The organism is Neptuniibacter sp. QD72_48 (assembly GCF_047778065.1).
In the GTDB taxonomy this organism is placed as follows: domain Bacteria; phylum Pseudomonadota; class Gammaproteobacteria; order Pseudomonadales; family Balneatricaceae; genus Neptuniibacter.
Genome location: NZ_CP180547.1, coordinates 2,731,488 through 2,749,550, shown reverse-complemented (window position 1 = coordinate 2,749,550; position 18,063 = coordinate 2,731,488). Strand labels below are relative to the sequence as shown.

At 42.0% G+C, this 18,063-nt stretch carries 14 protein-coding genes; 9 read left to right on the top strand and 5 right to left on the bottom strand.

The genetic code is table 11. The features are described 5' to 3' along the window. Positions 1–6: 6 nt before the first annotated feature. The gene (locus tag ACMXYX_RS12390) at positions 7–345 is read right to left on the bottom strand and encodes a HopJ type III effector protein (protein ID WP_415906050.1); all 339 of its coding nucleotides are present in this window, start codon (positions 343–345) and stop codon (positions 7–9) included. Positions 346–565: 220 nt separating this feature from the next. Between ACMXYX_RS12390 and ACMXYX_RS12385 the strand changes: the two genes are divergently transcribed. Next, positions 566–829 (top strand): hypothetical protein, encoded by a 264-nt coding sequence (locus ACMXYX_RS12385; protein ID WP_415881900.1) that lies wholly within the window; start codon positions 566–568, stop codon positions 827–829. Positions 830–877: 48 nt separating this feature from the next. Here the strand turns inward: ACMXYX_RS12385 and ACMXYX_RS12380 are convergent, their stop codons facing one another. Then, positions 878–1,123, bottom strand: coding sequence for a TIGR02647 family protein (locus tag ACMXYX_RS12380; protein WP_415881899.1), 246 nt, complete (start codon positions 1,121–1,123; stop codon positions 878–880). Positions 1,124–1,373: 250 nt separating this feature from the next. Continuing rightward, positions 1,374–3,419 (bottom strand): methionine--tRNA ligase, encoded by a 2,046-nt coding sequence (gene metG / locus ACMXYX_RS12375; protein ID WP_415896674.1) that lies wholly within the window; start codon positions 3,417–3,419, stop codon positions 1,374–1,376. A gap of 309 nt (positions 3,420–3,728) precedes the next feature. Here metG and ACMXYX_RS12370 point away from each other — a divergent pair, with 309 nt between their 5' ends. From ACMXYX_RS12370 to trmA, 3 genes are all read left to right on the top strand, one after another. Next, on the top strand, positions 3,729–4,967 hold the full coding sequence (locus ACMXYX_RS12370; protein WP_415896673.1) for an HDOD domain-containing protein: 1,239 nt from the start codon (positions 3,729–3,731) through the stop codon (positions 4,965–4,967). A gap of 178 nt (positions 4,968–5,145) precedes the next feature. Next, entirely contained in the window at positions 5,146–6,405 is a 1,260-nt protein-coding gene (locus ACMXYX_RS12365; RefSeq protein WP_415906049.1) for an HDOD domain-containing protein, read from the top strand. Between the two features lie 85 nt (positions 6,406–6,490). Beyond that, complete coding sequence (trmA, locus tag ACMXYX_RS12360) at positions 6,491–7,579, top strand: tRNA (uridine(54)-C5)-methyltransferase TrmA (protein ID WP_415896672.1); 1,089 nt, start codon at positions 6,491–6,493, stop codon at positions 7,577–7,579. A 19-nt stretch (positions 7,580–7,598) separates the two neighbouring features. On the opposite strand, the gene ACMXYX_RS12355 is transcribed toward trmA, so the two are convergent. Together ACMXYX_RS12355 and ACMXYX_RS12350 are read right to left on the bottom strand one after the other, a co-directional pair. After that, the gene (locus ACMXYX_RS12355; protein WP_415896671.1) at positions 7,599–9,980 is read right to left on the bottom strand and encodes an EAL domain-containing protein; all 2,382 of its coding nucleotides are present in this window, start codon (positions 9,978–9,980) and stop codon (positions 7,599–7,601) included. A gap of 13 nt (positions 9,981–9,993) precedes the next feature. Continuing rightward, entirely contained in the window at positions 9,994–11,040 is a 1,047-nt protein-coding gene (locus ACMXYX_RS12350; RefSeq protein WP_415896670.1) for an ABC transporter substrate-binding protein, read from the bottom strand. 388 nt (positions 11,041–11,428) lie between these two features. Between ACMXYX_RS12350 and ACMXYX_RS12345 the strand changes: the two genes are divergently transcribed. From ACMXYX_RS12345 to ACMXYX_RS12325, 5 genes are all read left to right on the top strand, one after another. Beyond that, entirely contained in the window at positions 11,429–14,881 is a 3,453-nt protein-coding gene (locus ACMXYX_RS12345; RefSeq protein ID WP_415896669.1) for an acyl-[ACP]--phospholipid O-acyltransferase, read from the top strand. Positions 14,882–15,083: 202 nt separating this feature from the next. Beyond that, positions 15,084–16,178 carry an iron-sulfur cluster carrier protein ApbC gene (gene apbC, locus ACMXYX_RS12340; protein WP_415906048.1) on the top strand — a complete coding sequence of 365 codons (1,095 nt, stop codon included), beginning with the start codon at positions 15,084–15,086 and terminating at the stop codon, positions 16,176–16,178. Positions 16,179–16,409: 231 nt separating this feature from the next. Then, complete coding sequence (locus ACMXYX_RS12335) at positions 16,410–16,589, top strand: hypothetical protein (protein ID WP_415881890.1); 180 nt, start codon at positions 16,410–16,412, stop codon at positions 16,587–16,589. A gap of 141 nt (positions 16,590–16,730) precedes the next feature. Then, positions 16,731–17,297 (top strand): dCTP deaminase, encoded by a 567-nt coding sequence (dcd, locus tag ACMXYX_RS12330; protein WP_415881889.1) that lies wholly within the window; start codon positions 16,731–16,733, stop codon positions 17,295–17,297. A 34-nt stretch (positions 17,298–17,331) separates the two neighbouring features. After that, positions 17,332–17,976 carry a hypothetical protein gene (locus tag ACMXYX_RS12325; protein WP_415881888.1) on the top strand — a complete coding sequence of 215 codons (645 nt, stop codon included), beginning with the start codon at positions 17,332–17,334 and terminating at the stop codon, positions 17,974–17,976. Positions 17,977–18,063: the final 87 nt, after the last annotated feature.

The following is an 18,063-nucleotide window of genomic DNA, read 5'->3' as shown; positions in this document are numbered from 1 at the left end:
TTGTAATTATTTAGCCGTTAAAGCACTACCATCAAAGCTAATGCCTTCCCAGCCTGTCTGCATGAAGTTGCGGATATTACCGTGATCATCACCTTCAGGTGTATTTAGTACATCTTGGTAGAAACGACCGAAGCAGCGAAGTGTTTTTTCTTGATCCAGGCTGTTTAGCTGTGCAAAAGCGAATATTTTACAGCTACCTTCGTTTTGTCCTACTTCGTTACGCACGTCACCGTTAGTGAAAGCAGTCGGGGAAAATTCATAGTTATCAGCGATCACTTGAATAGTGTCTTCAAAATCTAATTGATCGTTATTTCCCAGTTGCAGTAGAAATTCATTCAGGGTCATATTTATGCCTTTAATTCAGGTGTTGTCTGATGGTGGATATTAGAGTGCTTCTTTATTTTTGCAATAGTTTGATCTTAATCAGCCTTGTTTGATCTTTGTCCCTTCATGAATCGCTTAGGTGTTAATTTGATTTACACTGAAAGTGCCAAGGTTAGAAAATCCTTTAGGCAAGGGTGTACAAGAATGTATTTAGGTTTCAATGAGGAAGAGGTGTTTAACCATGTTAACTTATCAAGAGTGTTTGGAAATGAGCGGCCTATCTGCATCTGAAGTAGACGCGATTGCTGAGCATGAACATGTTGACCCTATCATAGCTATGGCTATGGGTAACTATTTGGTAGAACACCAAGGTGAGAAGCTTATTAAGCGTATTATTTTGGATGACATCACTAAGGCTGAAAGGCAAGGGGATGATGAACATGCTGCTTTGCTACGTAGAGTTATGGAGCACTTTATAGCTACTCATCCAGATGCTGGTCTCTGAGGCATTAACAAATAGATAAAGGGCCGGAAGGCCCTTTATTTTTATGAACTATAAGCGACTTTCGGTCAATAGTATGGTCAATAGCGTTTGGCTGTTTTCAGCTGCGTCGTGTCCTAATGGTGTTAAATATCCACCATCGGTTTGCGTGACTAAACCTTTATCAAATAGGCGCTGTGTAGCAGCAATAATCTCGGGTTTAGCGGAGGAGTGAACTTTAATACCTTCTTGCGTTGTATCGAGGTTAAACATATTCAATACATTCAATTCTTGCATGATCTCTTCGTTATACGGCATATCTGCTCCTGAAAAAAATCGTCGGTATCTAAGGTGTGTTAGCCAATCTTTAATGGTTAGCAAAAGACCTTATCCAACAGCATAGACCTTCTTGCTTTGAAATATAACCCTTTAATTTCAATGAAAAAGAAATTGGGTAGCTAAGTTGTTGTGAAGTGATAAAGCTTGAAGAGATTGAGAATTAAAGGGCGAGAGGAAGTGTATTGAAAGCGGAAAGAAAAAAGGGGCAGAATGACCGCCCCTTATTGAATTACTTAATGCGCATACCTGGTTGTGCGCCTTCGTCTGGGTTGAGGATCCATAGATCTTCACCTCCAGGGCCCGCTGCCAGAACCATACCTTCGGAAACACCGAACTTCATCTTTCTCGGAGCAAGGTTAGCAACCATCACGGTTAGTTTGCCTTCTAGATCTTCAGGAGCATATGCGGATTTAATGCCTGCAAAGACATTACGTGTTTCACCACCTAAATCTAGCGTTAACTGTAGAAGTTTATTCGCACCCTTAACATGTTCTGCTTTGGCGATGCGCACAACACGAAGATCGACTTTAGCAAAATCAGGGAACTCAATTGTATCGGCAATTGGCTCGTCAGCTAATGGACCTTTATCTGCTTTGGAGCTTTGCTCAGTTGCAGCAGCGAGTGCGGCCAAGACTTCTTTAGTCTCTTCGATAATTGCGTTTACTTTGTCTTCTTCTACACGCTGCATCAACGGTTTGAACTTATTGATCTTATGGCTAAGTAGAGGTGCTTCAATAGCATCCCACTCCATATTCTCAACATTTAGGAAAGCTTGAGCTTCTTCTGCAACTTGCGGAAGTACTGGCGCAAGGTAAGTCAGAATGACACGGAACAGGTTGATGCCCATTGAACAGCAATCTTGTACCGCTTTCTCCTTACCTTCTTGTTTAGCAAGTACCCAAGGTTCAGCGGTGTCGATGTACTGGTTAGCTTTATCAGCAAGCGCCATAATTTCACGCATCGCTTTGCCGAATTCGCGATTTTCATAAGCGTTGGCAATGCTTTCGCCAGCAGCAACCGCTTCTTGGTATAGCGCAGGCTCAGATAGAGCAGGTGCCATTTCACCATCAAACTTTTTCTTGATAAAGCCAGCACAACGAGAAGCGATGTTGATAACTTTGTTGACCAAGTCTGCGTTAACACGCATACGGAAGTCTTCAAGGTTAAGGTCGATATCATCTATGCCTGAGCTTAACTTAGCTGCAAAGTAATAACGCAGGTATTCAGGGCGCAGATGCTTTAGGTATGTCTCAGCCATGATGAACGTGCCGCGAGATTTAGACATCTTTTGACCGTCAACCGTTAAGAAGCCGTGACAGAAAACACCAGTTGGCTTACGGAAGCCTGCACCTTCTAGCATTGCTGGCCAGAATAGGGTGTGGAAGTAAGCGATATCTTTACCGATAAAGTGGTATAGCTCAGTTTCTGATGATTCAGACCAGTATTCGTCAAAATCAACACCGTTCTTATCACACCAGTTTTTAAAGCTAGCCATGTAACCGATAGGCGCGTCCAGCCATACATAGAAGTATTTACCTGGAGCATCTGGAATTTCAAAACCCCAGTAAGGTGCATCACGGGAAATATCCCAGTTTTGTAAGCCTGATTCGAACCACTCATTCAGTTTATGAATCATCTGCTCCTGAACGTGGTTATCTACCCAGTTACGTAAGAACGATTCGAAATCGCCTAGTTTGAAGAAATAGTGCTCGGACTCTTTCTCAATTGGTTTCGCACCAGAAACTGCGGAGTAAGCATTTTTCAATTCAACAGGGCTGTATGTTGCACCACATTTTTCACAGGAATCGCCATACTGATCTGGTTCACCACATTTAGGGCAATCACCCTTAACGAAACGATCAGGAAGAAACATCTCTTTTTCTGGGTCATACGCCTGAGTGATAGTCTTTTTAGCGATATGACCGCCATCACGCAAAGCTGTGTAAATCTTTGATGAGAAGTGCTGGTTTTCAGGTGAATGAGTAGAGTGGTAGTTATCAAAACCAACCATAAAACCAGAGAAGTCACGCTGGTGCTCTTCGCTTACTTTATCGATCAATTCTTGCGGTGAAATACCCATCTGATCAGCTTTTAGCATGATTGGCGTGCCGTGAGCATCATCAGCACACACATATGCACATTGATGACCACGTTGCTTCTGGAAGCGAACCCAAATATCAGTCTGGATATATTCCACCAAATGACCAAGATGGATAGGGCCATTAGCATACGGAAGGGCGCTTGTTACAAGAATTTTGCGTTTGCTGTCAGTCATGATCTGCCTGAAAACCTAAAATCATTAAAAAATAGACCGCAGATTCTACGCGTTTTGGTCGATTTTATGAACAGTTAAAAAACAGCTAATAGGGGAAGATTAAATATTTATTTTGATGGGTATTTTGAGGAGTCATTGTCGAAGTAGTGCTTGCGCAAAACTAATAGATAATGAGCAAATTTAGCTTTTATTTGAATAGTTTTAATACAGTTGTTTGATTTCTGGACAATCTTGTAATACCCAACTAGACCTAGAATGGTAGAATGTACACCAGTCACGGAAGACCACTAAAGTTCAGAAGGTATTGATATGGATGCGCGCGTAACTAACACTGCAGTTGATAATCAAGCAGTATTCTGCGAATTGTGCCCTGAAAGTTTAAAGTTAGGGACTGCTGTTGCAGATATTGCCGATTGGGAAACAATAACTGTAGATAGTGTTGAACAGCTATTGCCGGCATTAGAACAATCATCAGCAAATATTTTAGTCTTTCCTTTAGGGACGAATCCCTCACAAGGTTTAGATGTTTTACAGCATGTTGTAGAAAAACACCCTAGGATAATTCGTGTTGTTATCTCTGGTCCTCTCACCCCTTTGCAAGCAGCAAGAGCCTCAGAGTTAGCTCACCATGCATTGCCGATCGATTGTAATCCCCAAGAGCTCGTTGATGATATATACAACAGTTTACATGTCACAGGTCTAATCAATAAGCCGGTTGTTAGAGATTATATTACTTCATTAAAAGCTCTTCCTGTTCTACCTGATGTTTATGAACAGTTAAATAATTGTCTGAATTCTGATCGTTCGAATGCACGAGAAATAGCTAAAATTATTGAACAAGACCCAGTAATGGCCGCAAAAATAATGCAGTTGGTTAATTCTGCTTATTTTGGGTTAAGTCGAGAAATTAATCGGATTCATGAGGCGGTAACCATTCTTGGTGTCAGAATGATTCGAGACCTAGTATTAACATCCCATCTGTTTGAGTCGTACCCGCAAACAGATGACTGGAAGAGTTTCTCTTTTAAACAGATCCATCAACGCTCGATGGCTGTGGCCCGAGCTGCACAGCATATTGCCCGGGCTGCTAAGGCAGATCGTCATGTCCAAGCGCAGGCTTTCTTAGCAGGCCTATTACATGACTTTGGTGTGCTTGTACTGGCAAGCCATAATCCTGCTGAATATCACCGTGTTATTAGCAAGGCAGCACTGATGGAACAGCCAGTTTATGCAATTGAAAAATTAGAGTTGGGTGTAACCCATGCTGAAGCCGGGGCGTATCTTTTAGCTTTATGGAATCTTCCTCCACGCGTGATAGAAGCCGTTCTCTTCCATCATTTTCCAAAAGCTAATGCTGCAGCTGGATTTACGCCTTTAACTGCGGTACATGTGGCCGATGCCTTATTGCCTGCTGCAACGAGTGTTGTCGGCTGTGATATGTCTAGCCGTTTGAGTATGAGTTATATCGAAGAAATAGGTATGGAGCCTGAATTGGCTCGTTGGCAGATTATTACATCGGAATATCAAGCTCAGGTCGGTTTTGTGTAAAAATAATTAAAGCCCTACAAAAAGTAGGAATATTGTTCATACTTAAGTAAGCTATGCGACTGTTCGGTCTGCAGGGATACAGGAGGTTTAAGCAGGCTGTGTTGGTTAAGGGAGATGTTTACTCTTAAGAACATGAGATCATTTATTTTTGGTTTTGTGTTCAGCCAAAAGTGAATTTATGCTTACACACAATGCAGAGTTAGATAAAGCTCTGTTTCTATGTTCTGACAAAACGGATGCTGATGCCTATCTGAATGAGCTAAAAGGACTTTTTAATTACTCAGTGACTTTGGTTACAGATTGGGAGCAATTGCTCAATTCTGCGCAGCAGGAAACCTACGCCATCATCATGCTACAGCTAGGTAGCTTTAAAGCTGAAGATGAGTTAACACATCTTAAAAATCTTATAGATATACAGCCCGGTTCAATGAGGGTAGGACTTTATCGGCCTATGAGTATGTCTACTCGAGTCGCTTTTTCTGAATGTTGTCATCGACTTTATCCTTTAGATATTGAGCCTGAGCAATTAGGTCAAGGAATATCTGAGAGTGCAAGGGCACAACGAATTCTAGGGCAAGATAAAGTGCGTAAACTTGTGGGGAGTGTTAAGGTTTTACCTTCTCTGCCTGATATCTATGTAGAGCTTAATGAGGCCTTATCTTCTCCAAAAAGTAATGCTCGTATAATTGCAGGGATTATCGAAAAAGATATGGCGATGGCTGCCAAAATCTTACAATTGGTTAATTCGGCGTGTTTTGTTTTAGAGCGTAATATAAGTAGCCTGCAAGAAGCGGTGTCTTTGCTTGGTGTGCGTGAAGTTCGGGATTTGGTGCTAACTAACAAGGTATTCGAACATTTTCCTCAGGATGGGCGTTGGAGTAGCTTTGCATTTGACCATATTCGGGACCGTTCTGTTCTAGTTGCCGGCTTAGCACGTGAGATCTGTCGTACAGTAAAAGCGTCACCCGTTGTAACTGATCAAGCATTTTTAGCAGCACTTTTACAAGATTTCGGTATGTTGATTTTTGCAACTCATGATCCTGAAGGCTATCAAAAGGTTATGCAGGAAGCGACAGATCTTAATCAGCCTTTATATGCAGTTGAGAAAATGCGTATGGGAGTTAGTCATACAGAAGCTGGCGCGTATTTGTTATCGCTTTGGAATATTTCTCCTGCCGTCATTGAAACAGTGCTTTTCCATCATTTTCCTGCGTCGAGTAAATCAGATGATTTTTCGGCACTGACGGCTGTGCACGTTGCAGATGCTATTTTACCTAATGTGACTAATGTGCTGGGCTGTCAGATTTCTAGTCGTTTAAGTTATCACTATTTGGAACGTTTAGGGTTGGAGGATAAGATAAACCATTGGCAGCAATTGGCGAGTCGATATAAATTTTCTCATCCAGGTTGTGGAGGGGTGAAGAGTAGTTTTGCCTAACTTATCATCCTGCTAGAATATGCATCTTTATCAAGGGGGATTTATCCCCCTTTTCTCTGTTTTAAGTTCTTTGTTTGAGGCATGAATGTCTATCTCTGTTGTTGAACCTGAAAAGTACCAAGCGCAATTAACGGTTAAAAAAGCAGCAACTGCTGAACAGTTTGCTGATTTTAATTTGCCAGAGATAGAGGTGTTTGAATCGCCAAAAAGTCACTATCGTATGCGTTGTGAGTTTCGTGTTTGGCACGAAGATGATGACCTTTACTATGTGATGTTTGAAAAGGGCAATAAACATGCACGTATTCGTATAGATCACTGCCCAATGGTGTCTAAACGAATTGAAGAAGTTATGTTTAATTTGCTTGAAGACATTCGCCCAAATGAAGTGTTACGTCGAAAACTGTTTCAGATCGATTTCCTAAGTACCTTAAGTGGCGAACTGCTGGTAACTTTGCTTTACCATCGTCCTATTGATGAGACATGGACTGAAGCTGCACGTGAACTTAAACAGAAATACAACATTCAGTTAATTGGTCGCTCTCGCAAAACTAAAATACTATTGGATCAAGATTTTGTAATCGAAAAGCTAGATATTAATGGCCGCGATTATATCTACAAGCAGGTCGAAAACAGTTTCTCTCAACCAAACGGCGAAGTGTGCCGTCATATGATTTCTTGGGCATTAGATGCTACACAAAATGCCGGTGGAGATATGGTAGAGTTATATTGCGGTAACGGCAATTTTACGCTGCCAATGGCGCAAAATTTCAGACGTGTTGTTGCGACTGAAATATCCAAGACATCTGTAAGAGCAGCTCAATTTAATATTGAGGAAAACAACATTGATAACGTTGATGTGGTTCGAATTAGTTCAGAAGAGTTTTCTCAAGTATTAAGCGGCGCAGTAGAGAAACGACGTACTAAAGATCTTGGATTGAACGAATGTAACTTTACAACGGTCTTGGTCGATCCACCGCGTTCTGGTCTAGATGATGATACGGTTAAGCAAGTTCAAGAGTACGACAATATTCTGTATATCTCTTGTAACCCAGACACATTGGCTGAAAACCTAAAAGTTATCACGCAAACACATGAGTTAAAACGCTTTGCGATTTTTGATCAGTTCCCTTATACCGATCATCTTGAGTGTGGTGTGTATTTAAGTCGCAGTTAAAGGATTAATGTAAACGCTCTTAACGTTTAGGCGAAACCACAATTTTTTCATGGGCCTCTTGTTGAAGGGAGGCCCATTTATCCTCAAATTCTTTTACGTTAAGGGGTTTAGAAAAGTAGTAACCCTGAGCGTACACTTTACTTTCAATCTGGCGAAGAGCTGTTAATTGCTCTTGGGTTTCAATACCTTCGGCAATGACTTCTAGTCGCATACTTTTACTCATTTGAATAATTGCTTCGACTAGGCCGTGGTAAGCCCCTTTATCAGTGCAGTTACTAATAAAAGAGCGATCTATTTTTAGTATATCTAGTGGGAATTTCATCAGATAGCTTAAAGCAGAAAAACCGGTACCAAAGTCATCTATAGCAATCTTACAGCCAAGTGAACCAAGTTCTTTGAATATGCGTTGATTTGCTTGGTTATCAAGCAGTAATAGGCTTTCCGTAATCTCGATTAATAGAGTTTCCGGAGGTATGCGATGCTCTTCAATTGCAGTTTTAATACAGTGGATAAATTGGCTGGACTGAAACTGCTGTATGGATACATTTACAGATAAGTAAAAATTCGGTTTTAAATTTTCACGCCAGAAGGCTTGTTGTTTGCAGGCTTGTTGTATACACCACTCTCCAATAGGGACTATCAAGCCAGTTTCTTCGGCAATGGGAATAAACTCGCTTGGGGAGATAAGTTCTGTACCGTTGCGGAGCCTTAATAAAGCTTCTGCACCAGTGATTTGGGCATTTTTAAGGTTGAAGATAGGCTGGTAATGCAGTTCCAGTAATTGATCATCAATCGCTCTACGTAATAGCGCTTCTATCTTAGCCCGTTGTTGAATATGTTGATTATGTTCCTGTGTGTAAAAGGCATAACGGCAACGCCCTCCCTCTTTTGCGCGGTACATGGCGATATCTGCATTTTGTACTAACTTGGTTGGATTATCGGCATCGGAAGGGAACATGGAAATCCCAACTGATGCAGAAATATAGATCTCACTTGCCGCTAAATGAAAACTTTCTTCCAGTTTACTGACTATGCGACTGGCTATTTCTTCTGCTTTTTCTGGTGACTGTAGATTTTGCAGTATTACTGCAAACTCATCTCCCCCTAGCCGAGCAATGTGGTCGTTGTTGCGTAATTGAGAGCTAATGCGTTTAGTTGCAGCACATATAAGTTTATCTCCAACGTGATGGCCGTAGGTATCGTTGACTGATTTAAAATGATCTAAGTCTATAAAAAACAGTGCAAAGGGGCTTTGGCATTCTTGCCTTTTTTCAAATAGTGAATCTAAGTATTTCTGGAAATGGTTGCGATTTGCTATGCCGGATAAGGCGTCGGTATTGGCTTGATATTCCAGTTCACTCCTTGCCTGATTTAGGCTGGTGACATCGGTAATGACGGCTAATGCCCCTGGATAGGAGTCGCTGGCGGAAAGTGTTGCATCCATCAGGACTTCCATTTTTTGCCCTGACTTGGTTTTTATATTTATAGGGTATTCGGCTAAGTTGCCCTTCAGCCACAGAGTTTGAATACAGTCTTTTATTTGGTTTGTATCTTTTTGATCATAGAGAAGGTGGCTTAACATATGGCCGACAATTTCCCTTCGATCATAACCTAGATTTTGCAGGAAATAATCACTGGCATCTTTGATCATGCCTTGCTGATCAAAGCTGAAAATTAATGATGGTGTCGAGTGGTATAGCGTTCTCAGGCGTAACTCACTGTTTTTCAGACGAAGGTGATGTTCTTCAATGTTATTTTGCATATCGTTAAATGCACTGGCAATTTCGCCTAACTCATCATTAGATGTGTGTTGCACTTTCGCAAAAAAAGCATCGCCTTTGCTATTTTTTATAGCCTGCAGTATGGCCTGTATAGGTCCGCCTAGTAATTTATAATAAATAAGCCATACGGTGGTTAGTAGCGTTATAACCATTACTAATAATGTGATTAGGGTTTCGTTTAAAGCGCGTTGTTGATTGGCTTGTAAACGGGTATTACCAACTATAATTATCATGGTGCCGGCTTGTTGGGTTATATGGGCATTGCTATAGATAATTGGGGCTTCCAGGGTAAAGGCGATATCCACATGCCCCAATTCATTAGATTGTTGTTCATATACAATGTTATTACTTTCATCCCGAACTTCGACTTTCAGCAAATCCGGGTCGAGCATCATTGAACCAACAATATTTTGTAAAATTTTCGTATTAAAGTTCCATAGGGGTACAGCCAAACTGGCAGGTAAGCTCTGAAGATTGTCTTTTTTTTCCTGTAGCTGCTGCTCAAGCTGCTGTGAGGTTTGGTATGCAGAAAAGCCAAAGGAAATTAATAAGGCGATCAATGCTCCAGGTATTAATACCAGAAGTAATTTAGCTTGCAGTGATCGTAAGTGAGATAGCATATACGACCTTATTTTATTGTGTAATGGAACTGAATACTTTCTCTAAGGAAAAGTCATAGTCGGTAGATCCATCTACATCAGAAAGAGCAAATTGGGTGAAATCAATTTTATTCCATTGTTCATTGCCCAGATGAGATAAGTATAGATTGATGTTGGTTTTATCAATACTTTGCATCTGAAAACGGATATCACCTATAGGTGTATCAATTCCCTTGAGCTGTTGTTGATGGTAATCATGTAATAACACCATGGACCAAGCCCCACCGAGGAAATGTCCTCCGTCGGTTAATAACATTTCTCCGTTTTTAACTAGCTTAAGGCCTTCTGAGGACCAGTTAAGTCCGACTAAGCATACATCTTCTCCAGCTTTTAAATTATGCGCCTCTAATGCTGCTTTTGCGCCAAAAGCGATAGGATCATTTGCAGCCCAGATTACAGAGGGGATTATCTGATTTTGTTGAGCCCAATGCAGATATTTCCGTGTTAGTCGCTCAGCATCTTTCTGGTTCCAATTGGCATAGAGAAAACGATCTAGTTTTAACTCGTTGTGCTGTTTAATAACAGAGAGCGCTCCTTCGTTACGTCCAATAGAGGCCGGTGTGAGTTGATCGCCGCCAATCGCAAGAACATGGTAGGGTGTTTTATGCTGCTTTTGTTCTGCACAGTGCAATAAAGCGGTCATCATACGCTTGCCTGCAGCAAAGTAGTCAGGAGTAATGGCACCTAGTAGATGAGGGTTTTTACCACCGGGAAAGCCTACACGATCTCTTTGTTTTGGTAAGAAGTCACTCAGTAACATGAGTGTTTTTATTTTCTTTTCGGCAGCTGCAAGTATTATTTTTTCAGCAGCTTGCTCTTCGTTGACCAGAATCAGGTAATCGGGAGGAACTTCCCGTTGAGTGGCTTTAATACCTAATGAAGCCATTTCTACGCGGTTGCGCTCAGCGTATATCACTTCAAGTTTAATGTTAAAGTCAGTGGCTGCCGCTTGCATCGTCTCTGTAACCATATCCCAAAACCGTTCACCCTGTTTACCAGGGTTGATGAAGGTTACGTTCATTGCTGAAGCCTGAAATGAACATAAAACTAGGCATATGATTTGTAGCGGTTTACTGAACGAACTTATCATTTTTATTCACCGTTCGAAAACATCAGTATGGATCTATTCTGCCTTTAAACGTAAGGACGTTACAATTAGTTTAAGACATATTTCTTCGCAGGCAATTGTAGATTATAGAAGTAACTTCTATAAGCGTGTGTTAAATCCTATTTGTAATCTTTCACCAGAAGTATTAAATATCGCTACTTGTATTGTAGTTCCTCGTTTTGGATAGCAGATCTTATATATTTCTACTCTCGGTTGGTGATGACTAGCCGTTCTTAAATGATCGAGCAGACTGCTAGCCTGTATTCTGCCAAAAGCATGTGGGACAGGGTTGGAGAACAGCATGAAAGACTTACTTAAAATAACCGGCTTTACTGCCTTTATCTGCATTGCATTTATCAATGCATTTGTGGATCTAGGGCATAAAATTGTTATCCAAAACACCCTGTTTAAAGCCTATGATGGTGACCTGCAAATTTTGCTGACAGCAGTTGTGAATGGCTTAATCTTATTGCCATTTATTATGTTGTTCACCCCCTCCGGTTTTCTTGCCGATAAATATCCTAAGAATAACGTTATGCGTTTATCAGCATGGGGAGCGGTTGGCATAACCTTGTTGATAACCGCTTGTTATTACATGGGGTTATTTATACCTGCATTTGCGCTTACCTTTATTCTTGCTTTGCAAAGTGCATTCTACTCACCGGCTAAGTATGGCTATATCAAAGAGATGGTGGGGACAAATAATCTAAGTGAAGGTAATGCTTGGGTTCAGGCGGTTACGATGATCGCTATTCTGAGTGGAATTGTCGTGTTCTCGTTGCTTTTCGAGATGCGCTTAGCAGGTTTGACCGAAATTACGCCAGAACAGAGCCTTATTAAAAATGCACCATTGGGTTGGATCTTAGTCGCGGGTGCGTTGATTGAGCTCTATCTTGCCTATCAATTACCGCAGTTACGTGAAACTGATCAAACAGCAAAATTTGACAGATCGGCCTATCTAAAAGGTAAAACACTTAAAAACAATATTCAGTTGTTACAAGGTAAGCGCCCGATCTGGTTTGCAATTATTGGTTTGTCTCTGTTCTGGTCTATTAGCCAAGTTATGCTGGCTGTATTCCCTGCATTCGCAGAAGAGTATCTACAACAGAGCAATACATTTGTGATTCAAGGCACTATGGCGCTGGCGGGTGTGGGTATATTGTTCGGTTCAATTCTGGTTGGACGCTTTTCTAAACATTACATCAATGTTGGTTTAATCCCTGTGGGTGCTGTCGGCGTAGCTATAGGCTTAATCTTATTGCCTCAGCTTGACACTATGTTGATGCAATCGGCTGTATTTTTCGCAATTGGTTTGTTTGGCGCGCTGATGTGTGTGCCATTGAATGCATTGATTCAGTTTCATGTCAGTGAATCAGAAAGTGGACGTGTATTAGCAGGTAGTAACTTTATTCAAAACCTAATGATGCTTGGTTTTCTTGCGATGACAGTAGTCTTCGCTTGGAACAGTGTTGATGGCGTGTGGCTTCTATTTCTTTTGGCTGCAATTGGTGTCGCAGGAGCGGTGTTTGCGATTGTGACGTTACCACAGGCATTCATTCGTCTTCTAGTTATGATGCTGTTCCGCCGTAAGTACAAGCTTCAGGTTTTAGGTTTCGAAAATCTACCTGAATCTGGTAAAGGAACGCTTTTGCTAGGTAACCATATCAGCTGGCTGGATTGGGCAATTATCCAGATGGCTTGTCCACGCCATATCCACTTTGTGATGGAGCGTAGTATCTATGAGCGTTGGTATCTACGTTGGTTCTTGGATATCTATAAAGTTATTCCTATCTCCAAGGGTAAGAACCGTCAGGCATTGGAGCAGGTAGGCGAACTTATCAGTGCTGGCGAAGTAGTTTGTCTTTTCCCTGAAGGCGCTATTAGCCACTTAGGTCAGTTAGGTGAGTTTAAGCGCGGTTTTGAAAGAGCCTGTGTTGATGCTAAAGGTGTGATTGTACCTTTCTATATGCGTGGTTTGTGGGGGAGTCGTTTCTCTCGCTCAACCGACAAAATGAAAGTGATTCGTAACGAATCTGGAAAGCGTGATGTCACTGTGGCGTTTGGTGCCCAGATGCCTATCAGTAGTACCGCTGCTGAAGTGAAGAAAAAAGTTTTCGAGCTGTCGATTCATACATGGGATCAATACACACAGACTTTGGAGACAATCCCACAAGCCTTTGTTCGTAGTATGAAGTCGTCTCGTTCAGGTTACGCTATTGCAGATGTTGATGGTGGTCCGGTTAGTCAAACCAAGTTATTAACCGCCTGTGCTTTGTTTAAAAAGCGTATTGCCCGAACTGAAGGTAAAAATATAGGTTTGTTGGTGCCAACATCCAGTGCCGGTGCCATTGCGAATATTGCTTCATTGATGGCAGGTAAAACGGTTGTAAATCTTAACTTCACAGCCCCTATGCCAGCTATCCAGTCCGCGTTGGAGCAAGCTGAGGTACAAACAATTGTTACGGCGAAAAAGTTTGTGAAAAAGCTTAAAGCGCGAGGTATCGATCTAGATAGCTTATTTGAAGGCCGTCGAGTGCTTTACATGGAAGATATTAAAGCTGAAATAAGTAAAGCAGAGGCGATATTCACACTAGGTTTCGTTAGCGTTGCCCCGACCTTTATTTTGCAGGCTCTGTTATGCAAGCCCTCCCAGCTTGAAGATACGGCAGCGATTTTGTTTTCATCCGGCAGTGAAGGCGCTCCGAAGGGCGTTATGCTTAGCCATCGGAATATTATGGCTAACCTACGACAGACCGCAGATGTTCTTAATGTACGAGATGACGACTGCATAATGGCAACCTTGCCGTTATTCCATGCATTTGGTTTGACTGTGACTTGCTTTATGCCACTGATTGAAGACATGCCGGTTGTGTGCCACCCAGATCCAACCGATGCTGTGAAAATTGGTAAAGGAGTAGCGCGCTACAAAGCAACGCTTATGTGTGCAACGTCGACATTTATGCGCTTATACGCGCGTAATAAACGTGTTCACCCATTGATGTTTCAGTCACTGCGTACTGTGGTTGCAGGCGCTGAGAAACTAGATCCTAAGGTACGTGATCTATTTGAAAGTAAGTTCCATGTGCCTGTCGTTGAGGGCTACGGTTCGACAGAAACAACACCGGTTGCTAGCACTAACTTGCCTGATTCATTAGATACGGATTGGTGGTCTGTTCAGGTGGGTAATAAGACGGGAACAGTCGGCATGGCGCTACCTGGATCAACGTTCCGTATTGTTGACCCTGATACACTTGAAGAACTGCCGACAGGTGAAGATGGCTTGATCTTGATTGGTGGTACTCAGATCATGCAAGGTTATCTTAACAATCCAGAGAAGACAGAAGCTGCAGTCGTCGAGATGGATGGTCTACGCTGGTACCGTAGTGGTGATAAAGGTCATGTTGACGAAGATGGCTTCCTGACTATTGTTGACCGTTATAGTCGCTTTGCCAAAATTGGTGGAGAAATGGTGAGCTTAACCTCTGTTGAAGGCCAAGTTAGAGAGTTGTTGAATGCACCTGAGTTACCACTAGTGGCAGTGAATTTGGCTGATGACAAGAAAGGTGAAAAGGTTATTTTGCTAGTTGAGGGTGAGCATGATTCTTCTGCAATGAGGAATCAGTTAATAGAAGGTGGAATGCCTCCATTAACGCTTCCTTCAGAAATTTATGCAGTACTTGAAGTGCCAGTGCTTGGTAGCGGTAAAACAGATTTTTGTAGTGCGAAAACATTGGCGGAGCAGTGTGCGGCTTAGAGTAAGTAATCTAGATATTGTTTATTGGTATTCGTGGAATCCGTCTCCTTTCTGACTTCTAAAGAAGGAGGCGTGACAGGGAAAAGTCTGGACAGCCCAAGTATTAAAATGCATTATTCCCACTAAATTACTCGGTTATTATCAAAAAGCATCGCATTAGGCTTATTCCGAGTTAAGTAAGAAATTTTTAGGCGGTATAAAAGTGTCAAATATTGAAGCGCAAATTAACCAAGTTTTAGGTCAGTATCAGGATGAGGTTGCAGCAACAGATCTGGTATCTGCTGGTTTTGTAAATGCAATTAAAGCAGAAGGATCAACAGCTAGCGTAGAGTTAGTATTAAGCTATCCATCCAAAGGTGTTGCTTCGAAATTACAAGCGGATCTGCAGGCTAAATTATTAGAGATCGGTGGTTTAGATAAATGCGATGTAATTATTGGTCACAACATATCGGCGAGCCCTAGCCAAAACAGCATTCCAGTGATGGAAGGCGTGAAAAACGTTATTGCGGTTGCTTCAGGTAAAGGGGGGGTTGGTAAATCAACGACTACGGTTAACTTGGCGCTAGCAATGGCTGCAGAGGGGGCTAAAGTCGGTGTTCTGGATGCTGATATCTATGGCCCTAGCCAAGGAATGATGCTCGGTGTTGCAGAAGGCGTTCGTCCGCAGCCTTATGATGAAAAGACATTTAACCCTGTAGAAGCCCATGGCCTTCAATCTATGTCCATGAGTTATCTGATCGAAGATAACACTGCTATGGTTTGGCGTGGCCCTATGGCCGCAGGCGCGCTGCAGCAATTGTTAACACAGACGCGGTGGCAGGATCTTGATTATCTATTTATCGATATGCCGCCGGGTACAGGTGATATTCAATTAACACTGTCGCAAAAGGTGCCTGTTTCAGGTGCCGTTATCGTTACAACACCACAGGACATCGCTTTGCTTGATGCCAAAAAAGGTATCGAGATGTTCCGTAAGGTCGATATCAATGTGTTAGGCGTTGTGGAAAATATGAGTACTCATATTTGTAGCCAGTGCGGTCATACCGAAGCTATTTTTGGTGATGGCGGTGGAGCTGAAATTGCTGAACTTTACGACACAGAATTGTTAGGTAAATTACCTTTAGCACTGACAATTCGTCAACAAGCTGATTCAGGTGCGCCAACTGTTGCTGCAGACCCGGAAGGGGAGCACGCGCAGATCTATCGTACGGTTGCACGTACACTTGCTGCGAGGCTGGCAAAGCATAACGCAGACAATGATATCCGCGTGCCTTCGATTATCGTTGAAGATGACTAAGAAATAGCTAGTCGCTGTTTTGACTCTTAATAAAGCCCTTTATAGGGCTTTATTTGTTTCTGGCGTTCTCTTTAAGTTTGGTCGTGTAACATCGTTTTCATACTTGATCTATAAATTGATTCTGATCAAATATTGAACATTTATTTGGGTGGATTTAGAAAAGGGGTCTACAATTTAAGGTTCAAGCTGTATAAATAATAAACACTATAACAATAAGTAAAGGGATGAACGATGGATTATAGAGCAACTGCAAATATAAAAATGATGAAGCCAAAACCCTCCGCTTTAACTCGGCGTGAGATGGCTGCAGAGCTTCGCCGTCAGGCAAATACACTGCGTGACGAAGGACAAACCGCAGCAGAGTTTTGGTTAGCGGAGCAATATGAGAAGACGGCTAATCTTCTCAACTAGAAATAGTAAAAACTATACAAAATTGAATTGAATTCCCCCTTCAATCAAAAACGGCCTCAATTGAGGCCGTTTCTTTTGTCCCTTATGCGTAAAAAAGGTACAATTGCCGGCTCGAAATTATCACCCGGATGGAAAGCCAATATGGGCATTAAAGCAGATAGCTGGATTCGTCGTATGGCGGAAGAGAAAGATATGATTTCACCGTTTGAGCCTGGTCAGGTTCGCGAAGTGGATGGCTCACGCATCGTATCTTATGGTACTTCCAGTTATGGTTATGATGTTCGTTGTGCAAATGAATTTAAGGTCTTTACCAACATAAATTCATCGATTGTTGATCCAAAAGATTTTGATGATGGTAGCTTTGTCGATATCCAATCGGATGTTTGCATTATTCCGCCTAACTCTTTCGCGCTAGCGCGGACTGTTGAATATTTCAAAATTCCGCGTGATGTTTTAACTATCTGTTTAGGTAAAAGCACTTATGCTCGTTGTGGCATCATCGTGAACGTCACACCTTTAGAGCCTGAGTGGGAAGGGCACGTTACCCTAGAGTTCTCTAATACTACGCCACTACCTGCAAAAATTTATGCAAATGAAGGTGTTGCACAGATGTTATTCCTTCAGGGAGATGAAGTTTGTGAGACATCATACAAAGACCGAGATGGTAAATATCAAGGTCAAACAGGTGTTGTAGTACCACGCACATAAGATTTACCGCACGAAGTAATAAGCACACCCGCTAATGATATTAGATCGAAAACAGATAAGCTCGTTCTGGGAGCAACTGCAGGACACGATTGAGCAGTTGCTATCTAGCCGTAGTGATGACCGTTTTGATGCTGAGCCTCTATTAACTCAGTATCGCGAGCAGTTGCAGAAAATTGATCGTAACCTTACGTTCCATTTTCAAAGTGATGAAGATCAGGATGGAGCGATCGAAATGGTATTCGGTTGTGACGGCTTTCCTGAGTCTATTCAATCAGTTTTGAGTCTGATTGGTGCTGCGCCAGACCTAACAGGTATAGAGTTTAAAGCGTTTAATAATCGCTATGACCCAGTACCGCTGACGATCAATATTGGCGATGAGTTTTGTGAGCTGTCGGATTTTTGGTTCCGTATAGTCATTGTAGAAAAGCGTCTGCATTTAGAGATCTATCTGGAAGATGCGCCAAAGGTGCTGGATATGGATCCACGGGTTGAAGCCGTTATGATCTACCTAGATGCCTTAATTGGTGAGTATGAGCTGATGACCCGTGTTTGGGCATTGGACTGGTTTGAACTACCTGTGTCGCCAGAGGATTATGGTTTGACTAAGCTAGTTGATCTGCGTGAGCGTTTTGATGAGCTTAAGAAAGGTGTTTCACCTATAGGTATGACGCTTCACTAGAAGAAAGCCTGTCGATAACTACCCAATATGACAGGCTGCTTTCTTTGCTCTAATTGTCCGACAAAATATAGATACTGCCTTCTTCCT